This is a genomic window from Sulfuricurvum sp., assembly GCF_023250475.1.
Taxonomy (GTDB): Bacteria; Campylobacterota; Campylobacteria; order Campylobacterales; family Sulfurimonadaceae; genus Sulfuricurvum.
On sequence record NZ_JAHFAQ010000023.1, the window covers coordinates 1 to 20,082 of the forward strand.

The 20,082-nt window shown below is 44.2% G+C and carries 22 protein-coding genes and 1 pseudogene; 7 read left to right on the forward strand and 16 right to left on the reverse strand.

The window, feature by feature from the left end; all coding sequences use genetic code 11:
* Together Q0C19_RS03770 and bamD are read right to left on the reverse strand one after the other, a co-directional pair.
* On the reverse strand, positions 1-738 hold a 738-nt coding region (locus Q0C19_RS03770), incomplete at its 3' end, for an LON peptidase substrate-binding domain-containing protein (RefSeq protein ID WP_295052926.1).
* Between the two features lie 17 nt (positions 739-755).
* Positions 756-1,475, reverse strand: coding sequence for an outer membrane protein assembly factor BamD (bamD, locus tag Q0C19_RS03775; protein WP_295052928.1), 720 nt, complete (start codon positions 1,473-1,475; stop codon positions 756-758).
* Positions 1,476-1,607: 132 nt separating this feature from the next.
* Between bamD and fliW the strand changes: the two genes are divergently transcribed.
* Complete coding sequence (gene fliW / locus Q0C19_RS03780) at positions 1,608-1,997, forward strand: flagellar assembly protein FliW (protein ID WP_295052930.1); 390 nt, start codon at positions 1,608-1,610, stop codon at positions 1,995-1,997.
* Positions 1,990-2,748 carry a pyrroline-5-carboxylate reductase gene (locus tag Q0C19_RS03785; protein ID WP_295052932.1) on the forward strand — a complete coding sequence of 253 codons (759 nt, stop codon included), beginning with the start codon at positions 1,990-1,992 and terminating at the stop codon, positions 2,746-2,748. The genes fliW and Q0C19_RS03785 overlap by 8 nt, the downstream gene beginning before the upstream one ends.
* Positions 2,749-2,752: 4 nt before the next feature.
* Here Q0C19_RS03785 and Q0C19_RS03790 read toward each other — a convergent pair whose 3' ends face one another.
* The 7 genes from Q0C19_RS03790 to Q0C19_RS03820 are packed head-to-tail and all read right to left on the reverse strand — an operon-like array spanning position 2,753 to position 7,843.
* A complete protein-coding gene (locus Q0C19_RS03790) occupies positions 2,753-3,277 on the reverse strand; it encodes a hypothetical protein (RefSeq protein WP_295052934.1) in 525 nt (174 codons plus the stop codon).
* The gene (locus Q0C19_RS03795; RefSeq protein WP_295052936.1) at positions 3,274-3,798 is read right to left on the reverse strand and encodes a hypothetical protein; all 525 of its coding nucleotides are present in this window, start codon (positions 3,796-3,798) and stop codon (positions 3,274-3,276) included. The genes Q0C19_RS03790 and Q0C19_RS03795 overlap by 4 nt, the downstream gene beginning before the upstream one ends.
* Entirely contained in the window at positions 3,795-4,832 is a 1,038-nt protein-coding gene (locus Q0C19_RS03800; RefSeq protein WP_295052938.1) for a hypothetical protein, read from the reverse strand. Before Q0C19_RS03800 ends, Q0C19_RS03795 begins: the two co-directional genes overlap by 4 nt.
* Positions 4,829-5,671 carry a tyrosine-type recombinase/integrase gene (locus Q0C19_RS03805; protein WP_295052940.1) on the reverse strand — a complete coding sequence of 281 codons (843 nt, stop codon included), beginning with the start codon at positions 5,669-5,671 and terminating at the stop codon, positions 4,829-4,831. The genes Q0C19_RS03800 and Q0C19_RS03805 overlap by 4 nt, the downstream gene beginning before the upstream one ends.
* 12 nt (positions 5,672-5,683) lie before the next feature.
* Positions 5,684-6,307 (reverse strand): lysophospholipid acyltransferase family protein, encoded by a 624-nt coding sequence (locus tag Q0C19_RS03810; RefSeq protein WP_295052942.1) that lies wholly within the window; start codon positions 6,305-6,307, stop codon positions 5,684-5,686.
* Positions 6,300-7,601, reverse strand: coding sequence for a tRNA (N6-isopentenyl adenosine(37)-C2)-methylthiotransferase MiaB (miaB, locus tag Q0C19_RS03815; protein WP_295052944.1), 1,302 nt, complete (start codon positions 7,599-7,601; stop codon positions 6,300-6,302). Before miaB ends, Q0C19_RS03810 begins: the two co-directional genes overlap by 8 nt.
* Positions 7,601-7,843, reverse strand: coding sequence for an HP0268 family nuclease (locus tag Q0C19_RS03820; protein ID WP_295052945.1), 243 nt, complete (start codon positions 7,841-7,843; stop codon positions 7,601-7,603). The genes miaB and Q0C19_RS03820 overlap by 1 nt, the downstream gene beginning before the upstream one ends.
* A 162-nt stretch (positions 7,844-8,005) precedes the next feature.
* On the opposite strand from Q0C19_RS03820, the gene nusA reads away from it, so the two are divergent.
* On the forward strand, positions 8,006-9,139 hold the full coding sequence (gene nusA, locus Q0C19_RS03825; RefSeq protein WP_295052946.1) for a transcription termination factor NusA: 1,134 nt from the start codon (positions 8,006-8,008) through the stop codon (positions 9,137-9,139).
* Positions 9,140-9,269: 130 nt separating this feature from the next.
* Here the strand turns inward: nusA and Q0C19_RS03830 are convergent, their stop codons facing one another.
* Both Q0C19_RS03830 and Q0C19_RS03835 read right to left on the reverse strand, forming a co-directional pair.
* Positions 9,270-10,223: an ABC transporter permease gene (locus Q0C19_RS03830; protein ID WP_295052948.1), complete on the reverse strand. Its 954-nt coding sequence runs from the start codon at positions 10,221-10,223 to the stop codon at positions 9,270-9,272.
* A 108-nt stretch (positions 10,224-10,331) separates the two neighbouring features.
* Positions 10,332-11,714, reverse strand: coding sequence for a hypothetical protein (locus Q0C19_RS03835; RefSeq protein WP_295052949.1), 1,383 nt, complete (start codon positions 11,712-11,714; stop codon positions 10,332-10,334).
* Between the two features lie 249 nt (positions 11,715-11,963).
* On the opposite strand from Q0C19_RS03835, the gene Q0C19_RS03840 reads away from it, so the two are divergent.
* Positions 11,964-12,503, forward strand: a complete 540-nt coding sequence (locus Q0C19_RS03840) for a hypothetical protein (protein WP_295052951.1) — start codon at positions 11,964-11,966, stop codon at positions 12,501-12,503.
* 87 nt (positions 12,504-12,590) lie between these two features.
* On the opposite strand, the gene fabI is transcribed toward Q0C19_RS03840, so the two are convergent.
* From fabI to gap, 4 genes are all read right to left on the reverse strand, one after another.
* Complete coding sequence (gene fabI / locus Q0C19_RS03845) at positions 12,591-13,415, reverse strand: enoyl-ACP reductase FabI (protein WP_295052953.1); 825 nt, start codon at positions 13,413-13,415, stop codon at positions 12,591-12,593.
* A 3-nt stretch (positions 13,416-13,418) separates the two neighbouring features.
* The gene (locus Q0C19_RS03850) at positions 13,419-14,138 is read right to left on the reverse strand and encodes a triose-phosphate isomerase (RefSeq protein WP_295052955.1); all 720 of its coding nucleotides are present in this window, start codon (positions 14,136-14,138) and stop codon (positions 13,419-13,421) included.
* Positions 14,139-14,151: 13 nt separating this feature from the next.
* Positions 14,152-15,342, reverse strand: coding sequence for a phosphoglycerate kinase (locus Q0C19_RS03855; RefSeq protein WP_295052957.1), 1,191 nt, complete (start codon positions 15,340-15,342; stop codon positions 14,152-14,154).
* 92 nt (positions 15,343-15,434) lie between these two features.
* Entirely contained in the window at positions 15,435-16,469 is a 1,035-nt protein-coding gene (gene gap, locus Q0C19_RS03860) for a type I glyceraldehyde-3-phosphate dehydrogenase (RefSeq protein ID WP_295052958.1), read from the reverse strand.
* 81 nt (positions 16,470-16,550) lie between these two features.
* On the opposite strand from gap, the gene nadD reads away from it, so the two are divergent.
* From nadD to Q0C19_RS03875, 3 genes are all read left to right on the forward strand, one after another.
* Complete coding sequence (gene nadD / locus Q0C19_RS03865; RefSeq protein ID WP_295052960.1) at positions 16,551-17,084, forward strand: nicotinate (nicotinamide) nucleotide adenylyltransferase; 534 nt, start codon at positions 16,551-16,553, stop codon at positions 17,082-17,084.
* Positions 17,081-17,410, forward strand: a complete 330-nt coding sequence (gene rsfS, locus Q0C19_RS03870) for a ribosome silencing factor (protein ID WP_295052962.1) — start codon at positions 17,081-17,083, stop codon at positions 17,408-17,410. The genes nadD and rsfS overlap by 4 nt, the downstream gene beginning before the upstream one ends.
* A gap of 72 nt (positions 17,411-17,482) precedes the next feature.
* Entirely contained in the window at positions 17,483-18,166 is a 684-nt protein-coding gene (locus Q0C19_RS03875; RefSeq protein ID WP_295052964.1) for an ElyC/SanA/YdcF family protein, read from the forward strand.
* 14 nt (positions 18,167-18,180) lie between these two features.
* On the opposite strand, the pseudogene Q0C19_RS03880 reads toward Q0C19_RS03875, so the two are convergent.
* Positions 18,181-19,857: pseudogene (locus Q0C19_RS03880) on the reverse strand (formate--tetrahydrofolate ligase).
* Positions 19,858-20,082 lie beyond the last annotated feature (225 nt).

Below are 20,082 nucleotides of genomic sequence, written 5' to 3' on the forward strand. Positions count from 1 at the left end.
GGTATCGGTTCCGAGCTCTTTTTGAATCTGTTTGAGCTGTTCTTTGAGGAAATACTCTTTGTTGACCTTCTCAATACGGGAATGAACTTTAGAGCGAATCTCTTTTTGGAGTTTATTGGCTTCCGTCTCTTCGATCAGTTCATCGATCAGCATCAAAAAGCGCTTTTCAGGGTCACGCTCGATAAAGAGTTTATACGCATTCTCTTTTTTGATTTTGATCGAGCTGCAAATAAGATCGACGATACGGTTATATTCATGATTCTCTTCAATCGTACGGAGAAGATCAGGGGGGAAATAGTTGCTGACTTGCGAGAGGGCACGCACTTTTTCACGCAATACTTCCAAAATGGCATCCATTTTCAGTTCATTCACCGCAAGCGAAGAGATCAAATCAACATGAGCCCGCAAAGGATTGTCGTGTACCATCTCGGTAATATGTCCGCGTGCCAAACCTTGAAACAGGACTTTGATCCGCCCATCAGGCAAAACCACTTTACGCATAATCGAGCCGATAACGCCCGCATCGTAAATCGCGTCCCCTTCCCGTTCCCCTTCATGTTCGGGTTTCACCGGACAAACAATCACCAGTGAATTGTTTTCGATCGCTTCGGCGGCGGCCGCAATATTTTTTTCGTCATTCAAGAAAAGGGGAGAAATCATAAAAGGGTATAAAAAAAGCTCATCCTCGGCGATAACCGGTAAGTTTGTCGGAAATGAGCTGTAATTACTGAGTTGCATTGAAAAAAATCCTATTTTTATTTACTTACGTTGTCGTCCATCGAAATAACACTTCGTGTTTTCGGAATCATGAAAGCATACCAGCTGCTGCTACCGTCGCCTTCAAACATCTCTCTGTACCAAGGAACCTCAGCATAGACAATATCTTTGGAATCGATCCATGTCACCGGAGCAATCGCACGGTAAGCAAGTGCCCCTTTGGGTTTATCCAGACGCTCATACAGTTGCGCGATCTGTTCGTTTAACACTCCGCGAGCCAATTGCAGTTGTGTTTCCATCGAATGAACCAACGGCATATAGGTGGAAGAAGGGTAGTTCTTTTTAAATGCATCAACACCGCGCAGCGTATCATCAATAAGTCCTTGATCGCGTCCCGGATTAGGAAGAGCCAAAAATTTGGCTTTAATCTTTAAAAATTCGGCGTATTCACGCCCCTCTGGGGTAGCGTAACGACGGATATACTCATCTAAAAAATGTTCACTTAACAAATACTCTTCATGTGCCATGTGCGCCTGTGCCATAATCATCGTCGCTTCGGATAAAAAAGGTGAACTGATATGCTCACTTTGGAGTGAGCTGAAATAGCTGTCGGCTTTTTCCAAATTGCCGTTAGAAACGGCTGTTACCATCTTTTCATACCAATATTCGGCAGGTTTGTTAAACTCTTCGAGATCTTTGCTGCTGCATCCGGCTAGAAGAATAAGTGCCGTCATTGCGATTAACCATGTTCTAATCATTGATAAAACCTACGCTCTTTATTGAAATTGTGAGCTATTTTACCGTAAAGAGATTAAACACCCCTGCATTAAGTAAAACTTTTTAGATTGATGTGTTAAAATCTGACAATCAATAGATAGAAGAAGGTACTTATGCAGTTTGACTTAAAGCTTCCCCTGCTCGGCTTCGAAGCAGTTTCAAAAATGGAACTCCAAAAAATCGATGAAATCTTTTTACGTCTTGAAAGCATAGGAGAAGGCCCTTCTTTTACCCTTATTAATCCGTTTTCCCTTCGCGAATACTCTTTTGATATCCCCTCTTCTCTCCAGGGCTTAATGGGAATCACCCCTGAGAGCAATCTTTTGATCTATAACATTATGATTTTGCAAACTCCGATCGAGAAATCAACGATCAATTTTGTCGCCCCTTTGATTTTCAACACCGACAACCAAACTATGGCTCAAATCATTGTCGATAACCGTTCCGATTTCGGTATTGCCGAGCCGATCAAAAACTACCTCAAAGGCTCAAGCGATGTCTAAAAAGGTCACCTTTGTCGGAAACGGCAAAATGGCGCTTGCTCTGGCTAAAGGGTTGTGCAAGACCCACTCGATCGAGGTGATCGGCCGCAGTATGGCGGCCATGGAGCAATTCGAAAAAACACTGAATAGCCCCATCCAAAAAACTCTCTACGCCGATGCAACGATCAAAGATAAAAATATTATTCTCTGCGTCAAGCCTGCGAACCTGAATGAAGTTGCACCGCTTCTGAAAGGAAAAGCCGACGTTCTGTATTCCGTTTTAGCCGGAACCTCATTGGAATCGCTCAAAGCGATAGAAGCACTCAAGTACTGCCGCGCTATGCCGAATCTTGCCGCCGAAGCGGGTGCTTCAATGACCTCTTTGGTCGGAGACATCGAACTCAAAACTTTGGCAATGGAACTCTTCAGCACCATCGGAAGCGTCCTTTGGCTCAGCAATGAAAAAGAACTCGATATTGCTACGGCGCTCGCAGGAAGCGGTCCTGCTTATTTGGCACTTATTGCCGAAGCGCTTTGTGACGGTGCGGTACGCGAAGGGCTAAAGCGGGATGATGCGATGGTCTTGATGAGGGGATTGTTTGAAGGTTTCGGACAACTGATCCAAACGACACATCCCGCACTCTTAAAAGATAACGTTATGAGTCCCGGAGGAACCACGGCAGCCGGATACGGAGCACTTGAAAAAGGGAAAGTACGCGAAGGGTGCATGGAAGCGATACGCGCTGCGTATGAACGGGCAAAGAAACTCTAGAGAATTATTCCTTCTCTTTTTTAGCCTCATTGCTGTGAACTTTCATCGTAAAGCTGGAACGTATTTGATCACCGTCTCTCTCAAAATGGATCGGGAAATTAACCCCGATTACCCAATCGCTTTTATTGATATTTTCCAAAAAGTTATAAAAACTTTGCGGTGATGTAATTTTGGAAGTTGCATTTACTTCATACACTTTAAACGTTCCGTTACTGTCAAACGTCGTCACTTCCGTCAGATATAAATCCGTAAACTCTTTTTTATAAAGTCGTTCAAATCGACCGGGATCAAAAACTTTATCAAATGCGCCGATGGTATGCCGATTTTGCTCTTCAAGATCTTTAAGACGGTTGCGGGTATTGTCATAACGGTTTTGAGCCAACTCCAACTGCTGAAACTCTTTTTTGCTCTCCAGCCGAAGAGATCGGTACTCTTTCCCTTTCGGGATCAAAAATAAAAATGAAAAAGCAACGACCCCGATCAGTAACAGGAGCGAAAGTATCACTACAAACAACGTTTGACGCTTCATTTGATCTCCTCTACGGTCTCATCATCAAGGTAGTTGGAGGATACAAACCGATACCAGCCGTTTTCAATAGGGTAGAAGCTGGTATAGGTGCGATTAAAGATCGACCGCAAAGGCGCATGAAGCATATACTCATAAGTATCTTTATTCGGTGTTGTGCCGTACAAAATCAACGATTTTTCTTCCAGTTCCGCACGTGAGAGAGTTATATCTTCCGGTACAAGATCAAAAAGATTGCGTATGCTCTCTTTCATGACGGTATTGCCCGTGGTCACCTGCTCAACTATTTTTGCTTCCTTCTCTATTGTTTTAATCTGCTCTTCCATCTGTTCAATTGAATGTTTTAGCGTCTTCTCTCTCAAGGCTAGCGTTTTACGCTCATGGACGAAATCATACATTTTATATTCCAAAAAGGCATAGGTTCCCACCACCATTGCAATCGTAACCGTAAAGAAGAAAAGGACAAGCCGTAAATCACCGCTGATCAAACGTTTCGGGCGGGGAGTGATAAAACTGTGGTTCACAGATCCTCCTCTTCCGATATAGCCAACGCTATCACTTCGTCGGCTGCATCAATGTGCCGAATATGTACGTTCAGGAAAAGTTCTTCTTCAAGGTATCGCTTCAGTTCTTCGCCGCTTCCATAGGCATCGGCGATATACACCGTCTCGACAAAGCGGTTATCACACTTCTCCTCACCGTAAAAACGGATCAATGTCCGTTGGATCAACTCAAATCGATAATAATCGTTATTAAACTTATCCATCTCCTGTTTAATCTCACTGCCGCGAGGGAAAACGATACGTTTCTCTTCAAATGTCGGTTCATCCTCACTAAACTCCGCAATCTCTTCGAGACTGTCTAAGTCTTCTATGTCGCTCAAATCATCCAGTTCTTCAAGAATATCCAAATCATCCAAAGACTCTATATCATCAAGACTTATCCCTTTTTCAGCTTCATCCTCGTCTCTAATCCCGACAGCAAATCCGCCTGTGATACTTTCATCTTCAAGCGCTAAGGTACTTTTTTCTTGCTTCGGATAGTGGTGAGCGTATTCAAGCTTTCCGTCTTCAAACAGCACGACACTAAAAGAGTCTTTTTGCGCCAGAGCATAGAGGGCAAAGCCCCCTTTGATTTTATCTTTGAAAAAATGCTCCAAAAGAGAAAAAGGGGAAAAAACAAAATCAAGTCCGATGGTTTTATACTGCTGTTGAAGGGTATCGAGTTCTCGCAGCGAACTGTACAAAAGCCATTTTTCATTTCGGCAAAGAGTTTTTGTACCGATGATCTCTTCTATCTCCTCGTCACTGGAGTGTTTGCATCCTGCCAATGCTCCTTGTTTGACAGCCGGATTCAATACCGCGACATAATGCAGCGGAGATTCATCAAGGTATTTTCGAAGATACAAGCGAATATCTTCATACGCCGATGTCCCCTCAAACGTTCTGCTCTCTTTGTAGAGAAGTTTTTTTTGTTTTTGGGCAACCACGCGGACGTCATATACACCGGCATCTTGAACAATAGCGACGAAAATTTTTCGGTAAAACCGCTCTATCACTTAGAGTCCTCATGAGTTTGGCATAGTGGATGCGATTGCAGATAATGCTCCATTTTCAGAGCATTGCCCAATTTGGTATATATCTGTGTTGTCGCCATGCTTGCATGGCCCAATAATTCGCTAACATCGGCAATTCTCGCCCCATTGTTTAACAATTCGGTCGCATACGTATGACGTAATTGATGAGGAGTCACTTTAAGTCCAACCTTTGCGAATGCCTTAATAATGGTATATCTTAGACTATTTTCGCTTAATTTTTCACCTTTGGACTCAAAAATGTACTCGACAGAGGGGTTGATCCGTTGGTATTCTTGCACCATTAGGCGGATACTCTCTATCATAGGGACATCACGCTCTTTAGACCCTTTTCCGTAAATACGCGACCACCCCTCACTGACGTCGCTAAGACGCAAATGAGATAGCTCTGAGATTCGAAGTCCCATCGTATAAAGGAGGGTAATCGCCAATGCCGCCTGAGGCTCGGCATGCTGCAGTGTATGGGTAATCTGCTCATGCGTAATCGGTTTGGGAAGTGTTTTGGGGATTTTGATACTCTCATCCCCTCTGAGTTCAATTCGCTTCCCGTTATCACGGAGATATTTAATAAAACTTCGTATGGCACTCAGCTTAAGTGCAATTGTTTTGGCTTTTAAATGGGCGATTTTAAGACGAAGCGGCATCAAATTTATGGAGAGTTCACCCTCCTGCTGGGCAATCTCAGCACACACTATCATCTCATCTACAGCATCGTGATAGCTGCGTAGCGTAAGCGGTGAATACCCCCGTATCGAATCGAGGTATTTTAAAAATTCCTCTTTTTCACGATAGAGTTGCTTCATCCGAATACCCCTTTATAGAGCATGTTCCATAAGTTTCGTTTTGATGAGCGCTTTAGCTTCTTCCATCTCCAGCCCCTTAAGATCAATCGGCTCCGATGCGTAAAAATCGAGTGTTCCGAACGGTTTAGGAACCGTAAAGCGATCCCAACTCGGAAGCTGCCAAAACTTCGAGGGGACACAACTGTATACAATGACTTTGGCATTGCGCTTTTGCGCCATAATCACGGCCCCCTCACTCATCTGATGGCGAGGTCCTTTCGGACCATCAGGGGTAATTCCGATGTCGTACCCCTCCGAAAGCGATTTAAGCCCTTGAATGAGTACTTTTGCACCGCCGCGCGTCGTAGAACCGTGAATGGTTCCGAGCTTAAAATAGCGCATAATACCGGCAATAATCTGCCCGTCAAAATGATCGGATATCAAGACATTGGCTTTGGGAGTTTTACGAAATTGATAGTAGAGATAAGGCTGCATCAGCAAATCACCGTGCCAAAAAGCAAAAATAACGGGTTCAGCGGGGATCGTTTGAGGGAGATGAAACCGTTTAGTATTGGTAAGATAGATGAGACGGATAAGAGCTGTCCCTATGGGGGGAATCAGCAATAAAGCCAGGGCACGTAAAAAACGTTTACGCAATGATCTCTCCGTATTGAACGGAGCGAGAGGTCTCCGTGATTTTCACACGAGCAATTTTGCCGAGCAATTCTTCGCTCCCTTTGACCTTGACCATGATATTATTGTCACTCCGTCCGGCAATGTAGCCATCCGAGCGAAGCTCTTCAAAATAGACTTCCATCTCTTTGCCCAGCAATGCTGCACTGATGGAATCGAGAATCGTGTCTTGGTAGGCTTGCAGGGTACTTAATCTAAAGGAGCCGAGTTCAGAGTCCACAACATTGGTAAAGCTTTCCGCTTCAGTCAGCGGTCGCGGAGAGTATTTAAAACTAAATACCTGTTCAAACTTCACCTGCTCCATCACCTCTAGGGTATCTTGAAAATCGGCATCGCTTTCACCCGGAAACGCAACGATAATATCGGTGCTGATGCTCACGTCGGGGACGAGTTCGCGCAGTTTACGTGCACGGTTTAAAAACCATTCTTTGGTATATCCGCGCTTCATCGCTTTGAGAATCTCGCTCGATCCGCTCTGAAGGGGCATATGCATCGATTTACAAATTTTTGGATTACGGGCAAACTCTTCGATAAACTCATCATCCATGTGAAGCTGATGGGGAGAGGTAAAACGGATCCGCTCCAGCCCCTCTACCCTGCTGACACGGCGGAGCAATTCGGTAAAGTTCATCTTATCGTTTTCCCCCGAAAAACGGCGGCCGTAATTGTTGACGTTTTGCCCCAAAAGGAAAACTTCTTTAGCCCCGCATTCAACCGCTTTTTGTGCTTCGGCAACGATCAAATCTGCGGGAATAGAAATCTCATCGCCACGCGTTTTCGGGACGATACAAAACGTGCACTGTTTGTCGCATCCGATAGAGATATTGATATACGCTTTATAAGGGCTGCTTCGGAAATCTTTAAAGGCGAACAGAGATTCATCATAGTCAATCTCTATTTCGACCGCTTTGTCACGGTGAAGGACATCGGAAATTTTAGAGACATTGCGTGCACCGAGGACGAAATTGACATAAGGTGCCCGTTTGATAATCTCTTTGCCCAAATGGGATGCCGTACAGCCGCACACCCCGATTTTGGCATCCGATTTTTTGAGTTTGTTAAAGACACCGAGTTCAGAAAAAAGCTTATGAACCGGTTTTTCGCGTACCGAGCAGGTATTGATGAGGATTAAATCGGCAGTGCTCGCATCATCGGTGAGTTCATACCCCTCAAGGGCACTCAACTCCGCGATCATGTGCTCGGAATCGCGCACATTCATGGCACATCCGAGCGTCTCGATAAAGAGTTTTTTAGACATTAGAGGATATGAACCTCATACATGTATTCATTGGCGGAAAGTCCGTATTTCACTTCGCGCATGTAAAAACTTTTCCCTTCACCCTCGAAGTGATCTTGCAATGCAAGGAGATCTTTGTGTGAATTTTCACGATCGAAATAGAGGATAGACGAGTTGCTTTTCTCTACCATTTCGGTGATTTTTTTGAGATCGATTTTCTTTGGCTTTGTGTCGTGTTCGCTACGGGCGAGTTTGAGTTCCATTGCTTTTCCCTTTTAAGAGTTCTTGATATTAGGGGGATTATAGCGGTGATATGATAAATATCCTATTAAGAGAAATTTATGTATAATATCTTTCCTTCATAAAAAAGCTTTCCCAACCAACCCAATTTTTTATGAGTTACCAACAATTAAGAGGATAGTCCTATGGAAAATATATTAGATATTATTGACTCTATCGCCAACGAAAAAGGGCTTAGTGCCGATCGTGTTCAAGAGGCGATCAAAACCTCGTTTATCCAAACTGCCAAACGTATTATCAATCCGACTTTTGCTTTCGAAGCCGATATCGATGATCGTACCAAAACGGTAAAACTTCGCCAAATCATCACCGTTGTTGCTGATGATGCGCCCGAAATCGAAGGGGAAGAGTCCGGTGCTTATATGGGGATTACGGCTGCTTTAGAAATTGATGAGGAAGCGGAAATCGGCGATCAACTCCAAATGGAACACGATATCGAAAGCTACGGACGAAGTGCATTTGCCACTTTGCACCGAGAAATTGAGTTTCATATTCAGCGTCTTGTTGAAAACGAGCTCTACGACAAATACAAAAGCAAAATCAACCAAATCGTCTCCGGCCGTGTTACACGTGTTGACGGCGACCAAAACACCACCATCGAGATCGATGAGATCCGAGCTATCCTCCCTATGAAGAGCCGTATCAAGGGTGAGAAATTCAAAGTGGGCGATGTTGTCAGCGCTATCGTCCGACGTGTCCACGTCGATAAAGCCAATGGAATCTCCATGGAACTCTCCCGTACCGCTCCGAAATTCCTCGAAGAGCTTTTGGCACTCGAAGTCCCAGAGATCAAAGACGGCATCGTCGTAATCGAAAAATGTGCCCGTATTCCGGGAGAGCGTGCGAAAATCGCCCTCTACACCAATCGCCCTCAGATCGATCCGATCGGTGCTACCGTCGGAGTACGCGGTGTCCGTATCAATGCGGTCAGTGAAGAGTTGTGCGGCGAAAATATCGACTGTGTCGAGTACAGCTCATCCCCTGAGCTTTTCATCTCCCGTGCTATGTCTCCGGCCATTATCAGTGCCGTCGTCATCACTGACAGTGAAGGGGAAGAGAAAAAAGCGGTCGTCACCCTTCCAAGCGATCAAAAATCCAAAGCCATCGGTAAAAGCGGTATTAATATCCGTCTTGCATCGATGTTGACCGGATACACGATCGAACTCAACGAAGTGGGCGGAAGTGTTCAAATGGGCGAAAAAGCTCAGGAAGAGAAAAAAGAGGGCCTCAGCTCACTCGAAGCGCTTTTCGGGAATTAATAGATTCGCATACTTTTCTTTTTCATAAGAAAAGTAGCAAAAGAAAATCGTCCCAAAAACAAAACGCTTGCAACCGCTTTGGCACTTCTGCCAGCAGTTACTCTCTATGTATGTTTTTAGGACAGGTTTATCACCTTTTTACAAACGGATTTAGTTTTAATAGTATTGCATCCGCAATCTGATTCCCGATCAACGTCAAAAATGCAGACATCATCAAAATCCCCATTATCACCGGATAATCACGACTCATCGCACTGAGATAAAACAATTGTCCCATCCCTTCAATCCCAAAAATCGATTCGAGTATCACCGATCCGCCGATCAACCCCGGCAATGATAGCCCTAGCATCGTCACAATAGGGGGCAATAGATTGGGGAGAATATAGTAACGGATAATTTTACTCTCCGTAATTCCCCGCGAGCGGGCAAAGTAGATGTAATCGCTTTTGAGAATTTCCATGGTTAGGGAACGGATATAAAGAGCCAAACTCCCCACACCGACAAAAACCATCACCGCAATCGGCAATGTTAAGTGCCACGCCATATCCACATAATACCCAACCCCCGCCGGAGGCTCTAACGAATGCATTCCGGCAATCGGAAACCACCCCAATGTCACACTGAGGATCATCATAAGAACCAGCGCCAGATAATAAGAGGGCATTGCAAAACTAAGAAGTGAAAATTGGCTCAACAGTGTATCGGTTTTTTGACCGTGTGCCAATGCCGCTTTAATCCCCATCCACAAGGATAAAGCAAATGTCACGACCATCGCTACGATATTCATCCACAACGTCACAGGAAGGCGATCGGCTACCACTTCCGACACCTGCGCACCGCTGACGAAAGATATCCCGAAATTGAGCGTTAGAAGATTGAAAACCCAATCAAAGTATTGCTGCAACAACGGTTTATTAAGTCCGTAAATGGTTTGTAATTGCGCTATCGCTTCGGGAGTCATGTTCGGATTGAGTTCTCCACCCATAAAACTGTTGGGAGCCATATGAATCGCCCCGAAGGAGAGAACAGAGATCAAAAATAGCATTAACAGCGTATAGAGCAATGAACGGAAAAAATATTTCATACAATGATTATAGCGAAAGTAGGGGAGAAAAATAAAAGAAGGGTTCATCCCCAAGGGAACCTCATAAGAGGTTCTTATCCCCTTGGGGAATGAGAAGCAGAAAAACTCTTAGAAGTTAAGAGTTAAGTATGCTTGTACAGTGTTGTAGCGATCACCAGCATTTTGGTCATCAGCATCTGTAGAAACATATGCCAAAGTTGCATCCAACGGTCCGAAAGATTTAGTTGCGGTAACTGCAACTTCTTTCATATCAACATTATCTTTTCCGCCGACAGCATTGTTTACTACATTTGTATCACCGATTGATACGTTTGTATAGTAAGCACCAAGTTTAGCAAGACCTGCATCATACTCAGCCGTTACGTTCCAAGAACGAGCATCCGGAGCACCTACATATCCGTAGTTCCAAAATGCTTCTGTGTACAATTTAGATTGTGCAGCTGCAAGATTGTTTGTTGCAACGTTAGCAATTTTCAATACACCATCTGAATCTGCTTTTGAATACGCAGCAGAAACTTTTAAGTTTTCAACACCGTTGTATCCAAGTTTGAATGCATATGCAGTAGAATCATCATTTGAACCAACGCCATCTAGGAATGTTTGAACTGCACCAGTTGGTGAAATATCTGCATATTGAGCACCGATTGTCAAACCTTTAACAAGTTGGCAATTGATGTCTGCTTGTAACCAATAAGCATTTGCAACGTCAACAACGTTGTAGTACCATGCTTGAGCTGTAAGAGGTTTGAATGAGTTATTAACCAATGCTGCAGCATATGCACCATCACTTGCAAACGTTCCAAAATTAGCACCAGCACCTACGATACCATCAATACCTACAGCTGGAGTATTTGATGGAACATTATTCAATGAATAGTCACCAAGTACATTTACTCCATTTCCTTTGCCTACCCATGCCGCTACAACAGTTGTATCCGGGATATCTTGGTTGATAACAACCGCTGCATCAAATGTGTTTGTAGCAACAGACCATTTTTCAGAGAATGCTAATGGAGTATCTAGTTCCATACGTCCCAATTTAGCTGTTGTTTTACCGACAGTAGCTGCAACCCACATTTCACTGATCCATGCTTGGTCATCAACTTGAAGACCCGCAGTACCAGCAGATGCACCAAAGCTTGAACCACTTGGGCGCGCATCATGAGCACCAGTCCATGTGTTACTTACAAGATTGTTTTCCAAACCGAGTGTACTAACTGCGATACCAGTTACACCGAAAGAAATACCTTTTGTCAAATCGCCGGTTACACCAAGACGAAGAGCCGCATCGGCTGCACTAGCACCTTTATCGAAAAGATCATTATTTCCCGTGCGGTTTGCCGCAGTTTCTGCCATTCCAGCTGTAAATGAATCTTTATCATTTGTATTGTAATAAAGTTTAGCGTCACCGCTTACTTTTACATTATCGATTGCGAACGCGCTCGCTCCTAGCAACACTGCTGCTGCAAGACTCATTTTTACTAACTTCATTGATTCTCCTTAAGTTAAGCTTGACCTATGTTTTTGTTTCGTCGGAGTTAATTGTAACCCCCCTATTCTTAAACATAGCTGTAAAAAAATAATTTTGTTTTCTATCGGTTAACTTAAATAAAATCCCTATAATGGGGATTGTGACAATTTTGTAACTTTCATCGTTCACCTCTTTTAGTCGATATCCTACGAATTCTATGTTATAGTACGAACTAATCTGAAAAATTCAACCCTAATAGAGGAAATACCATGCGTCACTCTCTTGCTCTCTCCATCGCCCTCTTGATACTCAGCGGCTGTGCCGCCAATAACATGGGGGTAACCCCCTCTCAAAACACAACCCTAAATGCTTTTGCCCCAAGTAGCAATGCTAACGCAAAGGGGGGTGCAATGCAGCGCTCTTTGGATGAATGGCTTAAAGAAGAGTGGAACCCTATTATGGCAAACGAACCTACTGAAAATACCAAAAAACAAAGCAACGGTACGATCGTAACCACCAAAACAGAACCGACCAAAATGAGCGTCAGTACCCAGACTTCCGACGGTCAAACGGTGCAAAAAATGACGAATGCCACTCAGATCACTACCACGACCAAAACTCCCGACGGTACGGTGACTACTACAACCGAAATCGTCCCGCTGGATGAGGATAATACGCCGTTTACACTGCAAAAATATGTTGATAAGTGGAATGTGTATAATAAGAATAAAGCAAAGATGAAAGAGGGACAGCCGCAAGAACCGGCAAATTGGGAAAAATTACAAAAACTTCCGGGAATCGGGAAGTAACGTTTCGTAACATTCTTCCGTCATTCCGTACTATGGTACGGAATCTAAAAAGAGATCCCGAATCAGATTCGGGATGACACACGATATTTATTTTCTCTCATCCCAGCAAAAAACACTTTTGCCTTCATCGTTTTTCTCAACCGCAGCCATACCCATAATGTTATAGCCCGCATCAACATAATGAACTTCACCGCTGACACCGCTGGAGAGATCACTGAGGAGATACATTGCCGAATTTCCGACCTCTTCGATCGTCACGTTTTTACGTAACGGCGCATTGGACTCATTCCAATTGAGGATTTGTTTGAAATCGCCGATACCGCTCGCCGCCAATGTTTTGATTGGTCCCGCACTGATAGCGTTCACACGCTGACCTTTGAGAGCACCCAATTCTACCGCCATATAACGGACGGTCGATTCCAATGCCGCTTTGGCTACACCCATGACATTGTAGTTCGGGATGTATTTCGGTCCGCCGAGATAGCTGAGGGTAATAATCGATGCGCCCGGGGCTAAAACACTTTCCAAACGGTTGGTCAAATCAATCAAAGAATAAACGGAAACATCCATCGCGATTTGAAATGCACTTTTAGAGGTTTTCATAAATCCTTCGGTCAATGCCTCTTTGGGTGCGAATGCGACCGAGTGAACCAAAAAGTCGATTTGACCGAAATCGGCCGCCACTTTTGCCGCAATCGCTTCCATATCCGATTCATCGGATACATCCAATTTGTATACCGGAGAGTTATCAAAACTTGCCGCAATCGGTTCTACCCGTTTTTGCAACGCTTCATTGAGATAGGTAAAGGCCATTTGGGCCCCTTGTTTGTGAAGCGCCTGCGCAATACCGTATGCGATCGATTTATCATTGGCCAATCCAACGATCAACCCCTTTTTTCCTTGCATTAACATCTATTATTCTCCTTTTTCTAAGTTTAATTCCGCCGCCTGAGCGATCATGTCACAAAAATCATTGGCACTGAGTGCTGCTGAGCCGACCAAAACACCGTCAACATTTTCCAGAGCCATAATTTCACCTGCATTTTCCACTTTAACACTCCCTCCGTACAAAAGAGGAGCAGAGCTCTTCGCTCTCAATGCTCCGTGCAGAAGTTCAATGTCACCGTTTGAAGGAGTCAGCCCCGTACCGATAGCCCATACCGGCTCATACGCGACAATCAGATCGGAATAGTTCAGATCAATCCCCTCAAACTGCTTTTCGATATAGGCCATTAAAGCCTCATTGCCCTGCTCTCTTACGTCCAAAGGTTCTCCGACACAGTAGACAATCAAAAATCCCTGCTCTGCGAAAAACTGGAATTTTGCCGCTATCTGCTCTTGTGTCTCACCCAAAATATGACGGCGTTCAGAATGACCGATAAGAATCGTTTTAATTCCGAACTCTTCGAGCTGCTCCAAGGCGATCTCTCCCGTATAGGCACCGTTTCTGACAGGATAGCCGTTTTGAACACCGATCAAAACGTTACGGGGATCATGTTCCAATGCCGTAAACGGAGGAAATACGATGATCGTATCCGTGATATCGTTTGCACTTACAAATGACTCTACCACGGCCATATAGGCACGCGTCTCTTGGCGTGTTTTGTTCGCTTTAAAGTTGGCACACAATATCATCACGATCTCCTTATTATTTCAATAATGGTTTAACACCGGGAAGAATTTTCCCTTCGAGTAGCTCTAATGATGCTCCCCCTCCGGTAGAGATGAACGTAATCTCTTCGTCCAGCCCCACACGTTGAACCAAATCGGCAGTATCCCCGCCACCGACAACTGTAGTTGCATACGAATCGGCAACGAAATGGGCGATTTTATTGGATCCGCGGGCGTATCGATCCATCTCATAAACCCCCATCGGCCCATTCCATAGAATCGTCTGCACGTCACCTAAAACCTGACGGTAGAGTCTCACAGTCGCTGGCCCAATGTCCAAGCCCATCCATCCCGAAGGAATTTCCTGTACGCTGCAAAGCCGACTGGCAGCATCGGGAGCAAATTTTTCAGCCGCAACGACATCCACCGGAAGATAAAATTTTACGCCAAGACTCTTGGCTTCATTCATGATATTCATCGCTTCTTCCAATAGATCATCTTCAACCAGTGAATTTCCGACGTCATGACCTAACGCTTTGAGAAACGTAAACGCCATCCCTCCGCCAATCAATACTTTATCGACTTTCGGTAACAAATTGATCAAAGCCTCAAGTTTTCCCGAAACTTTAGAACCTCCGACAATTGCTGCAAACGGTCTTACCGGATTATCCAAAAGAGTTCCGAAAAACTGAATCTCTTTTTGGAGCAAAAAGCCCGCAGCTTTATGCGCTTTATCGAAATGCGCTGTTATCCCCTCAACCGAAGCATGGGCACGGTGACTGACTCCGAAGGCATCATTAATATAGATTTCCGCCATATGCGCCAATGCTGCACTCAATTCAGGATCATTCTTTGTCTCCCCTTTTTCAAAACGGAGATTCTCCAACAGTAACACTTCTCCGCTTTTAAGCTCGGAAGAAAGTTTTACGGCACTCTCTCCGACAACATCCTCGGCCATCTGAACATCAATCTTTAGCAATTGATGCAGTCGTCGAGCAATAGGTGCAAGCGAATATTTCTCATCCCGCTCCCCCTTCGGCCGTCCGAAATGGGATGCCAAAATAATCGCGCATTTTTGATCGAGACAATAGTTGATCGTCGATAAAGCTGAGCGGATGCGTCGGTCGTCGGTGATATTGCCGTAATCATCCATCGGAACGTTAAAATCACATCGAATAAATACTTTTTTGCCGTGAAGGTCACACTCTTTGATGTTCAATAATTCCATTTTTTCCTCTTACTGTAAGATTAATAAATTGTTATTCAATAATTTAAGTGGGCTTCCCGCCGAGGGAAACTCAGTATTAGCATAGCCGGGGCTCACGTGCCCTTTGGATATTGCTCCGATGGCGTATAAGACATCATAAACAATGCCATTTCGATCAGACGGTTGGAATAACCCCATTCGTTATCATACCACGCCATGATTTTGATCATATTCCCATCGATGACTTGTATCAAGTCATCCGCCACTGTGGCACTGTAGGGTGATCCGACAAAATCCTGCGAAACACGATAGCGCTCATCCACTTCTAAAATCCCCTTCAAACTCCCGTTTGCGTACGATTTAAAAAGATTACTAAGCTCTTCTTTCGAGGTAGAACGGCTCGTAAGAACATTCAAATCGACCATCGAAACATCCGCCGTAGGGACACGTACACTTTGTCCGTGCAATTTCCCCTCTAAAGATGGCAATACCAAGCTGATCGCTTTCGCCGCACCGGTCGTGGTCGGAATCATGTTGAGCGCTGCTGCGCGGGAACGGCGCATATCACTTCCGTGTGCCGAATCAATAATCGCTTGACCATTGGTATAGGCATGAATTGTGGTCATCAACCCTTTTTCAATCCCGAAAGTTTCATCAATGATTTTAGCAATAGGTCCTAAACAATTGGTGGTGCACGATGCATTCGAGATAATCTCTTCGCCGTTATAGAGATGTTCATTGACCCCGAGTACAAATGTCGCAATAGCGCTATCTTGCGTCGGAGCCGATAAAATAACTTTCTTGATCCCTTTATCGAGATGATGACGCGTTAGCGCGCCGGTCAAAAAAAGACCGCTGCATTCAAAAACAACCTCTGCCCCAAGTGAAGCGAAATCAAGATTTTCGGGATTCTTTTCGGAAAAAATACGTACCTTTCGGCCGCCGATTTGAAGATAATCCTCCCCTATGACCGCCACATCGATTCCAAACTGCCCGTGAACTGAATCATTTTGCAACAAGTAAAGCATCATGTCAATCGACGCCATATCATTAATCGCGACAAGTTCAACGTCACTGCGCATGGCGATAAGACGGGTAACACAGCGACCTATGCGACCGAATCCGTTAAGTGCAATCTTCAACGCCATTACCATAATCCTACAAACACAAAATAGGGGGTGATTTTACCAAAAATCGGTTATAATTTCGATTAAAAGAAGTTGAGGCGCATGAAGCTTGCACTCTACGGCGGAAGTTTCGATCCGCCGCATGCCGGACACGTTGCTGTTGTGAAGGAAGCTTTACACGTTTTACCGATCGACAGTCTGATTATCGTCCCCGCCTCACGGAATCCGTTCAAGAACTCCGTCGTTGCAAGCGGAACGGTTCGCTTCGGATGGCTTCAAGAGATTTTCAAGCCCTATGACAAAGTGGTTGTGAGCGATTTTGAAATCAAACAAAATCGCAGCGTCTACACGATTGAGACGGTCAAGCATTACGCGCAGCAGTGTGATGAGCTTTACCTCATCATCGGAGCCGATAATCTTGAGACACTATCCCAGTGGCACGATTTTGACCTCCTCAATGCTATGGTGCGTTGGGTCGTCGCTACACGTGATGAGATTCCGATTCCGGAAAACATGCTTCGGCTGAAGGTTCATGTACCGATCAGCTCAACCGATATCCGATCTTCCGCTACCTTTTTGGGGCTGGATTCGGATATCGAAAAAAAAATTACCCCCTACTATAAGGAACACCCGTGAATCCACGAATTGAAAAAATCAGCGCTATCCTCGATCAAAACAAAGCCGAGGCCATCGAAGTCTTCGATCTCATAGGCGGTGATTACTTTGCCGATTACGTTGTTATCGCATCATCATTGGGAGAACGTCATACTATTGCGTTGCTCGATCACCTCAAAAAAGGGCTTAAACCTGAAGAGCATTTTTTATACGTTGATGAGAGCGGAGACTGGGTCGCTATCGATTTAGGCGATATCCTCGTCCATATCCTCACACCGCAATACCGTGTCAAATATGATTTGGAAAGCTTTTTGGGCGAGATTACCGCACGAAAAAATAAAGGGTAATTATCCAAAGCGATTATGTTTTTAGTTAAAAAATTTATCTCTTTTTTCCTTATGCCCTTTCCTATTTTCCTGATGTTGATCGGAATCGGCATATTACTTTGGCGTAAAGGTTATGAACAATTTGCAAAAAAAATATTCTTTTTTGCTCTCGTTTGGATCACGCTCCTCTCTTATCCCCCATTTTCAGCATTGCTGTTAAAACCCCTGGAAAGTACCTATCCCAAAATCAACCTGAATACACCTTTGCCAAAGTACATTCATGTACTAGGAAGCGGCCATACCTCGAACAAAAAACTTCCTCTCTCCTCTGAATTAGGGTGTAATTCGCTGATACGGCTTAATGAGGGAGTCAGTATTTACAAAAGTTATCCGAATATGATATTGATATTTAGCGGCTACGGCGGAGATGATCCGATAAGCAATGCACGAATGAATCAAAAAATGGCGATCTCTCTAGGGGTCAATCCAAACGATATTATTCTATTGGAAGCACCGAAAGATACAGAAGAAGAAGCGATAGCTGCCAAAAAGATCGTTGGTAACGAGCCGCTTATACTGGTTACTTCTGCATCGCACATGGTACGGGCATCGGCTCTTTTTCGTAAAAGCGGTGTTACCGTCATAGAAGCACCAACCGATTTTCAAATAAAAAAAGAGGACACATTGTGGCAATTTCCCTCCGCTGGAGGATTGTCCCGTTCCGAATCAGCATTTCATGAGTATTTGGGGATTCTATGGAATAGGCTCAGAGGGTAATATAAATTTTAGGATCAAAAAAGACCGCTGATTACTCCGGTATCATCGATATCAATACGCTCCGCTGTCGGAACTTTAGGCAAGCCGGGCATCGTCATCATATTTCCGGCAATGACAACAATAAATCCGGCTCCGTTCTCGAGCTTTATCCCGCTAATTTCAGTGGTATGAGACGTCGGAGCCCCTCTTACATTCGGGTCGGTTGAAAAAGACATTTGGGTTTTTGCCATACAAATCGGAAGTTCTCCGTAGTGTTACTGAAGTTGAGCGATTTCAGCGCGAATTTTTGCACCGGCCGTTATCCCGTCCGCCCCATATATTTTAGTAGCTACGGTTTTAATTTTCTCCCACAACGGCAATTTATTCTCATATAGATAATTGAATCCCGCTTTACGGTTATCTACGATACTCAAAACCTCTTCCGCCAGTTCTTCAGCCCCTTTGCCACCCTGTGCCCAGTGTTTGGAAACAATGCATTTTACCCCTAGCGCTTCGCACTTCTTTTTTAATAAATCGGTTTCTGCATCCGAATCAAAGGTGAAGTGATTAACACATACAACAGCCGGCAATCCATAATGAACATTAATATTATTAAGATGGCGTTCCAGATTTTCGAATCCGGCTTCCAGCGCCTCTAAATTTTCTTGATTCAGATGATCTTTTTCAATACCGCCATGAAACTTCAATGCACGGATTGTAGCCACCAATACGACAGCGGAAGGAGCTAGTTTTGAACTTCGGCACTTGATATTCAAAAATTTCTCTGCCCCCAAATCTGCACCAAACCCTGCTTCCGTTACCACATAATCGGCCAATTTCAGGGCGGTATCCGTCGCAATTACAGAGTTGCAGCCATGCGCAATATTGGCAAAAGGACCGCCATGTATGATAGCTATGTTATTTTCCAGTGTTTGTACTAAATTGGGCTTAATGGCATCTTTTAAAACAGCTGCCATAGCTCCGTGTGCTCTTAAATCGCTTGCGTATATCGGGGTGACCTTATCCGATTTGTAAGCAACGATGATACGCCCCAAACGTTCTTTTAAATCCGCCCGATTGATCGCCAGACACAATATAGCCATCACTTCGGATGCGACGACTATATCAAAACCGTCTTCTCGCAAGAAACCGTTTGAAGAGCCTCCCTGTCCTATCGTAATTTCGCGCAAGGAACGATCATTCATATCCATAACACGCTTCCACTTGATACGACGTGAATCTATCCCCAAGGCATTACCGTGATGGATATGGTTATCAATCATTGCAGCCAATAGATTATGCGCGACACCTATGGCATGAAAATCACCCGTAAAATGCAAGTTGATATCTTCCATCGGAACCACTTGAGAATACCCGCCTCCCGCAGCTCCCCCTTTCAAACCGAAACAGGGGCCCAATGATGGCTCACGCAAACATATAATCGTTTTTTTGCCCAAACGGTTCATTGCATCGCCAAGCCCAACCGTCGTTGTCGTTTTCCCCTCACCCGCAGGAGTCGGACTGATGGCTGAGACGAGAATCAATTTCCCATCATTTTTTTGATGCGAAAGGGTATCGACGTATTCTAAAGAGAGCTTGGCTTTATAATGACCGTAAGGGTCCAGATGTTCGGAAGGTATTCCATAGCTTTCATATGCCAAATTTATAATAGGTTTCATTTTGGCTTTTTGCGCTATTTCGATATCTGACATCTTTGATCCTCTTTTAACGAACGTATAATTGCTGAAAACATCGGTTGTAAATGTTTAATAAATAATCATAGCTATAAAAAACCATTTTTCTTTTGAATTGTCATACGTTAGCAATGAAAATTTATTTATAAAAGGATTATGTAACTGGAGGTAAATAAGTATGAAGAGTATCTAAAAACTGATTGGAACGAACGTATTCTCATCTGTATAAAGAAGAATCATGAA

Coding starts and splice junctions, on each gene's coding strand:
- bamD (WP_295052928.1), bottom strand. CDS start 1,475: ATGATTAGAACATGGTTAATCGCAATGACGGCACTTATTCTTCTAGCC.
- fliW (WP_295052930.1), top strand. CDS start 1,608: ATGCAGTTTGACTTAAAGCTTCCCCTGCTCGGCTTCGAAGCAGTTTCA.
- Q0C19_RS03785 (WP_295052932.1), top strand. CDS start 1,990: ATGTCTAAAAAGGTCACCTTTGTCGGAAACGGCAAAATGGCGCTTGCT.
- Q0C19_RS03790 (WP_295052934.1), bottom strand. CDS start 3,277: ATGAAGCGTCAAACGTTGTTTGTAGTGATACTTTCGCTCCTGTTACTG.
- Q0C19_RS03805 (WP_295052940.1), bottom strand. CDS start 5,671: ATGAAGCAACTCTATCGTGAAAAAGAGGAATTTTTAAAATACCTCGAT.
- miaB (WP_295052944.1), bottom strand. CDS start 7,601: ATGTCTAAAAAACTCTTTATCGAGACGCTCGGATGTGCCATGAATGTG.
- Q0C19_RS03820 (WP_295052945.1), bottom strand. CDS start 7,843: ATGGAACTCAAACTCGCCCGTAGCGAACACGACACAAAGCCAAAGAAA.
- nusA (WP_295052946.1), top strand. CDS start 8,006: ATGGAAAATATATTAGATATTATTGACTCTATCGCCAACGAAAAAGGG.
- Q0C19_RS03830 (WP_295052948.1), bottom strand. CDS start 10,223: ATGAAATATTTTTTCCGTTCATTGCTCTATACGCTGTTAATGCTATTT.
- Q0C19_RS03835 (WP_295052949.1), bottom strand. CDS start 11,714: ATGAAGTTAGTAAAAATGAGTCTTGCAGCAGCAGTGTTGCTAGGAGCG.
- Q0C19_RS03840 (WP_295052951.1), top strand. CDS start 11,964: ATGCGTCACTCTCTTGCTCTCTCCATCGCCCTCTTGATACTCAGCGGC.
- fabI (WP_295052953.1), bottom strand. CDS start 13,415: ATGTTAATGCAAGGAAAAAAGGGGTTGATCGTTGGATTGGCCAATGAT.
- Q0C19_RS03850 (WP_295052955.1), bottom strand. CDS start 14,138: ATGATATTGTGTGCCAACTTTAAAGCGAACAAAACACGCCAAGAGACG.
- Q0C19_RS03855 (WP_295052957.1), bottom strand. CDS start 15,342: ATGGAATTATTGAACATCAAAGAGTGTGACCTTCACGGCAAAAAAGTA.
- gap (WP_295052958.1), bottom strand. CDS start 16,469: ATGGCGTTGAAGATTGCACTTAACGGATTCGGTCGCATAGGTCGCTGT.
- nadD (WP_295052960.1), top strand. CDS start 16,551: ATGAAGCTTGCACTCTACGGCGGAAGTTTCGATCCGCCGCATGCCGGA.
- Q0C19_RS03875 (WP_295052964.1), top strand. CDS start 17,483: ATGTTGATCGGAATCGGCATATTACTTTGGCGTAAAGGTTATGAACAA.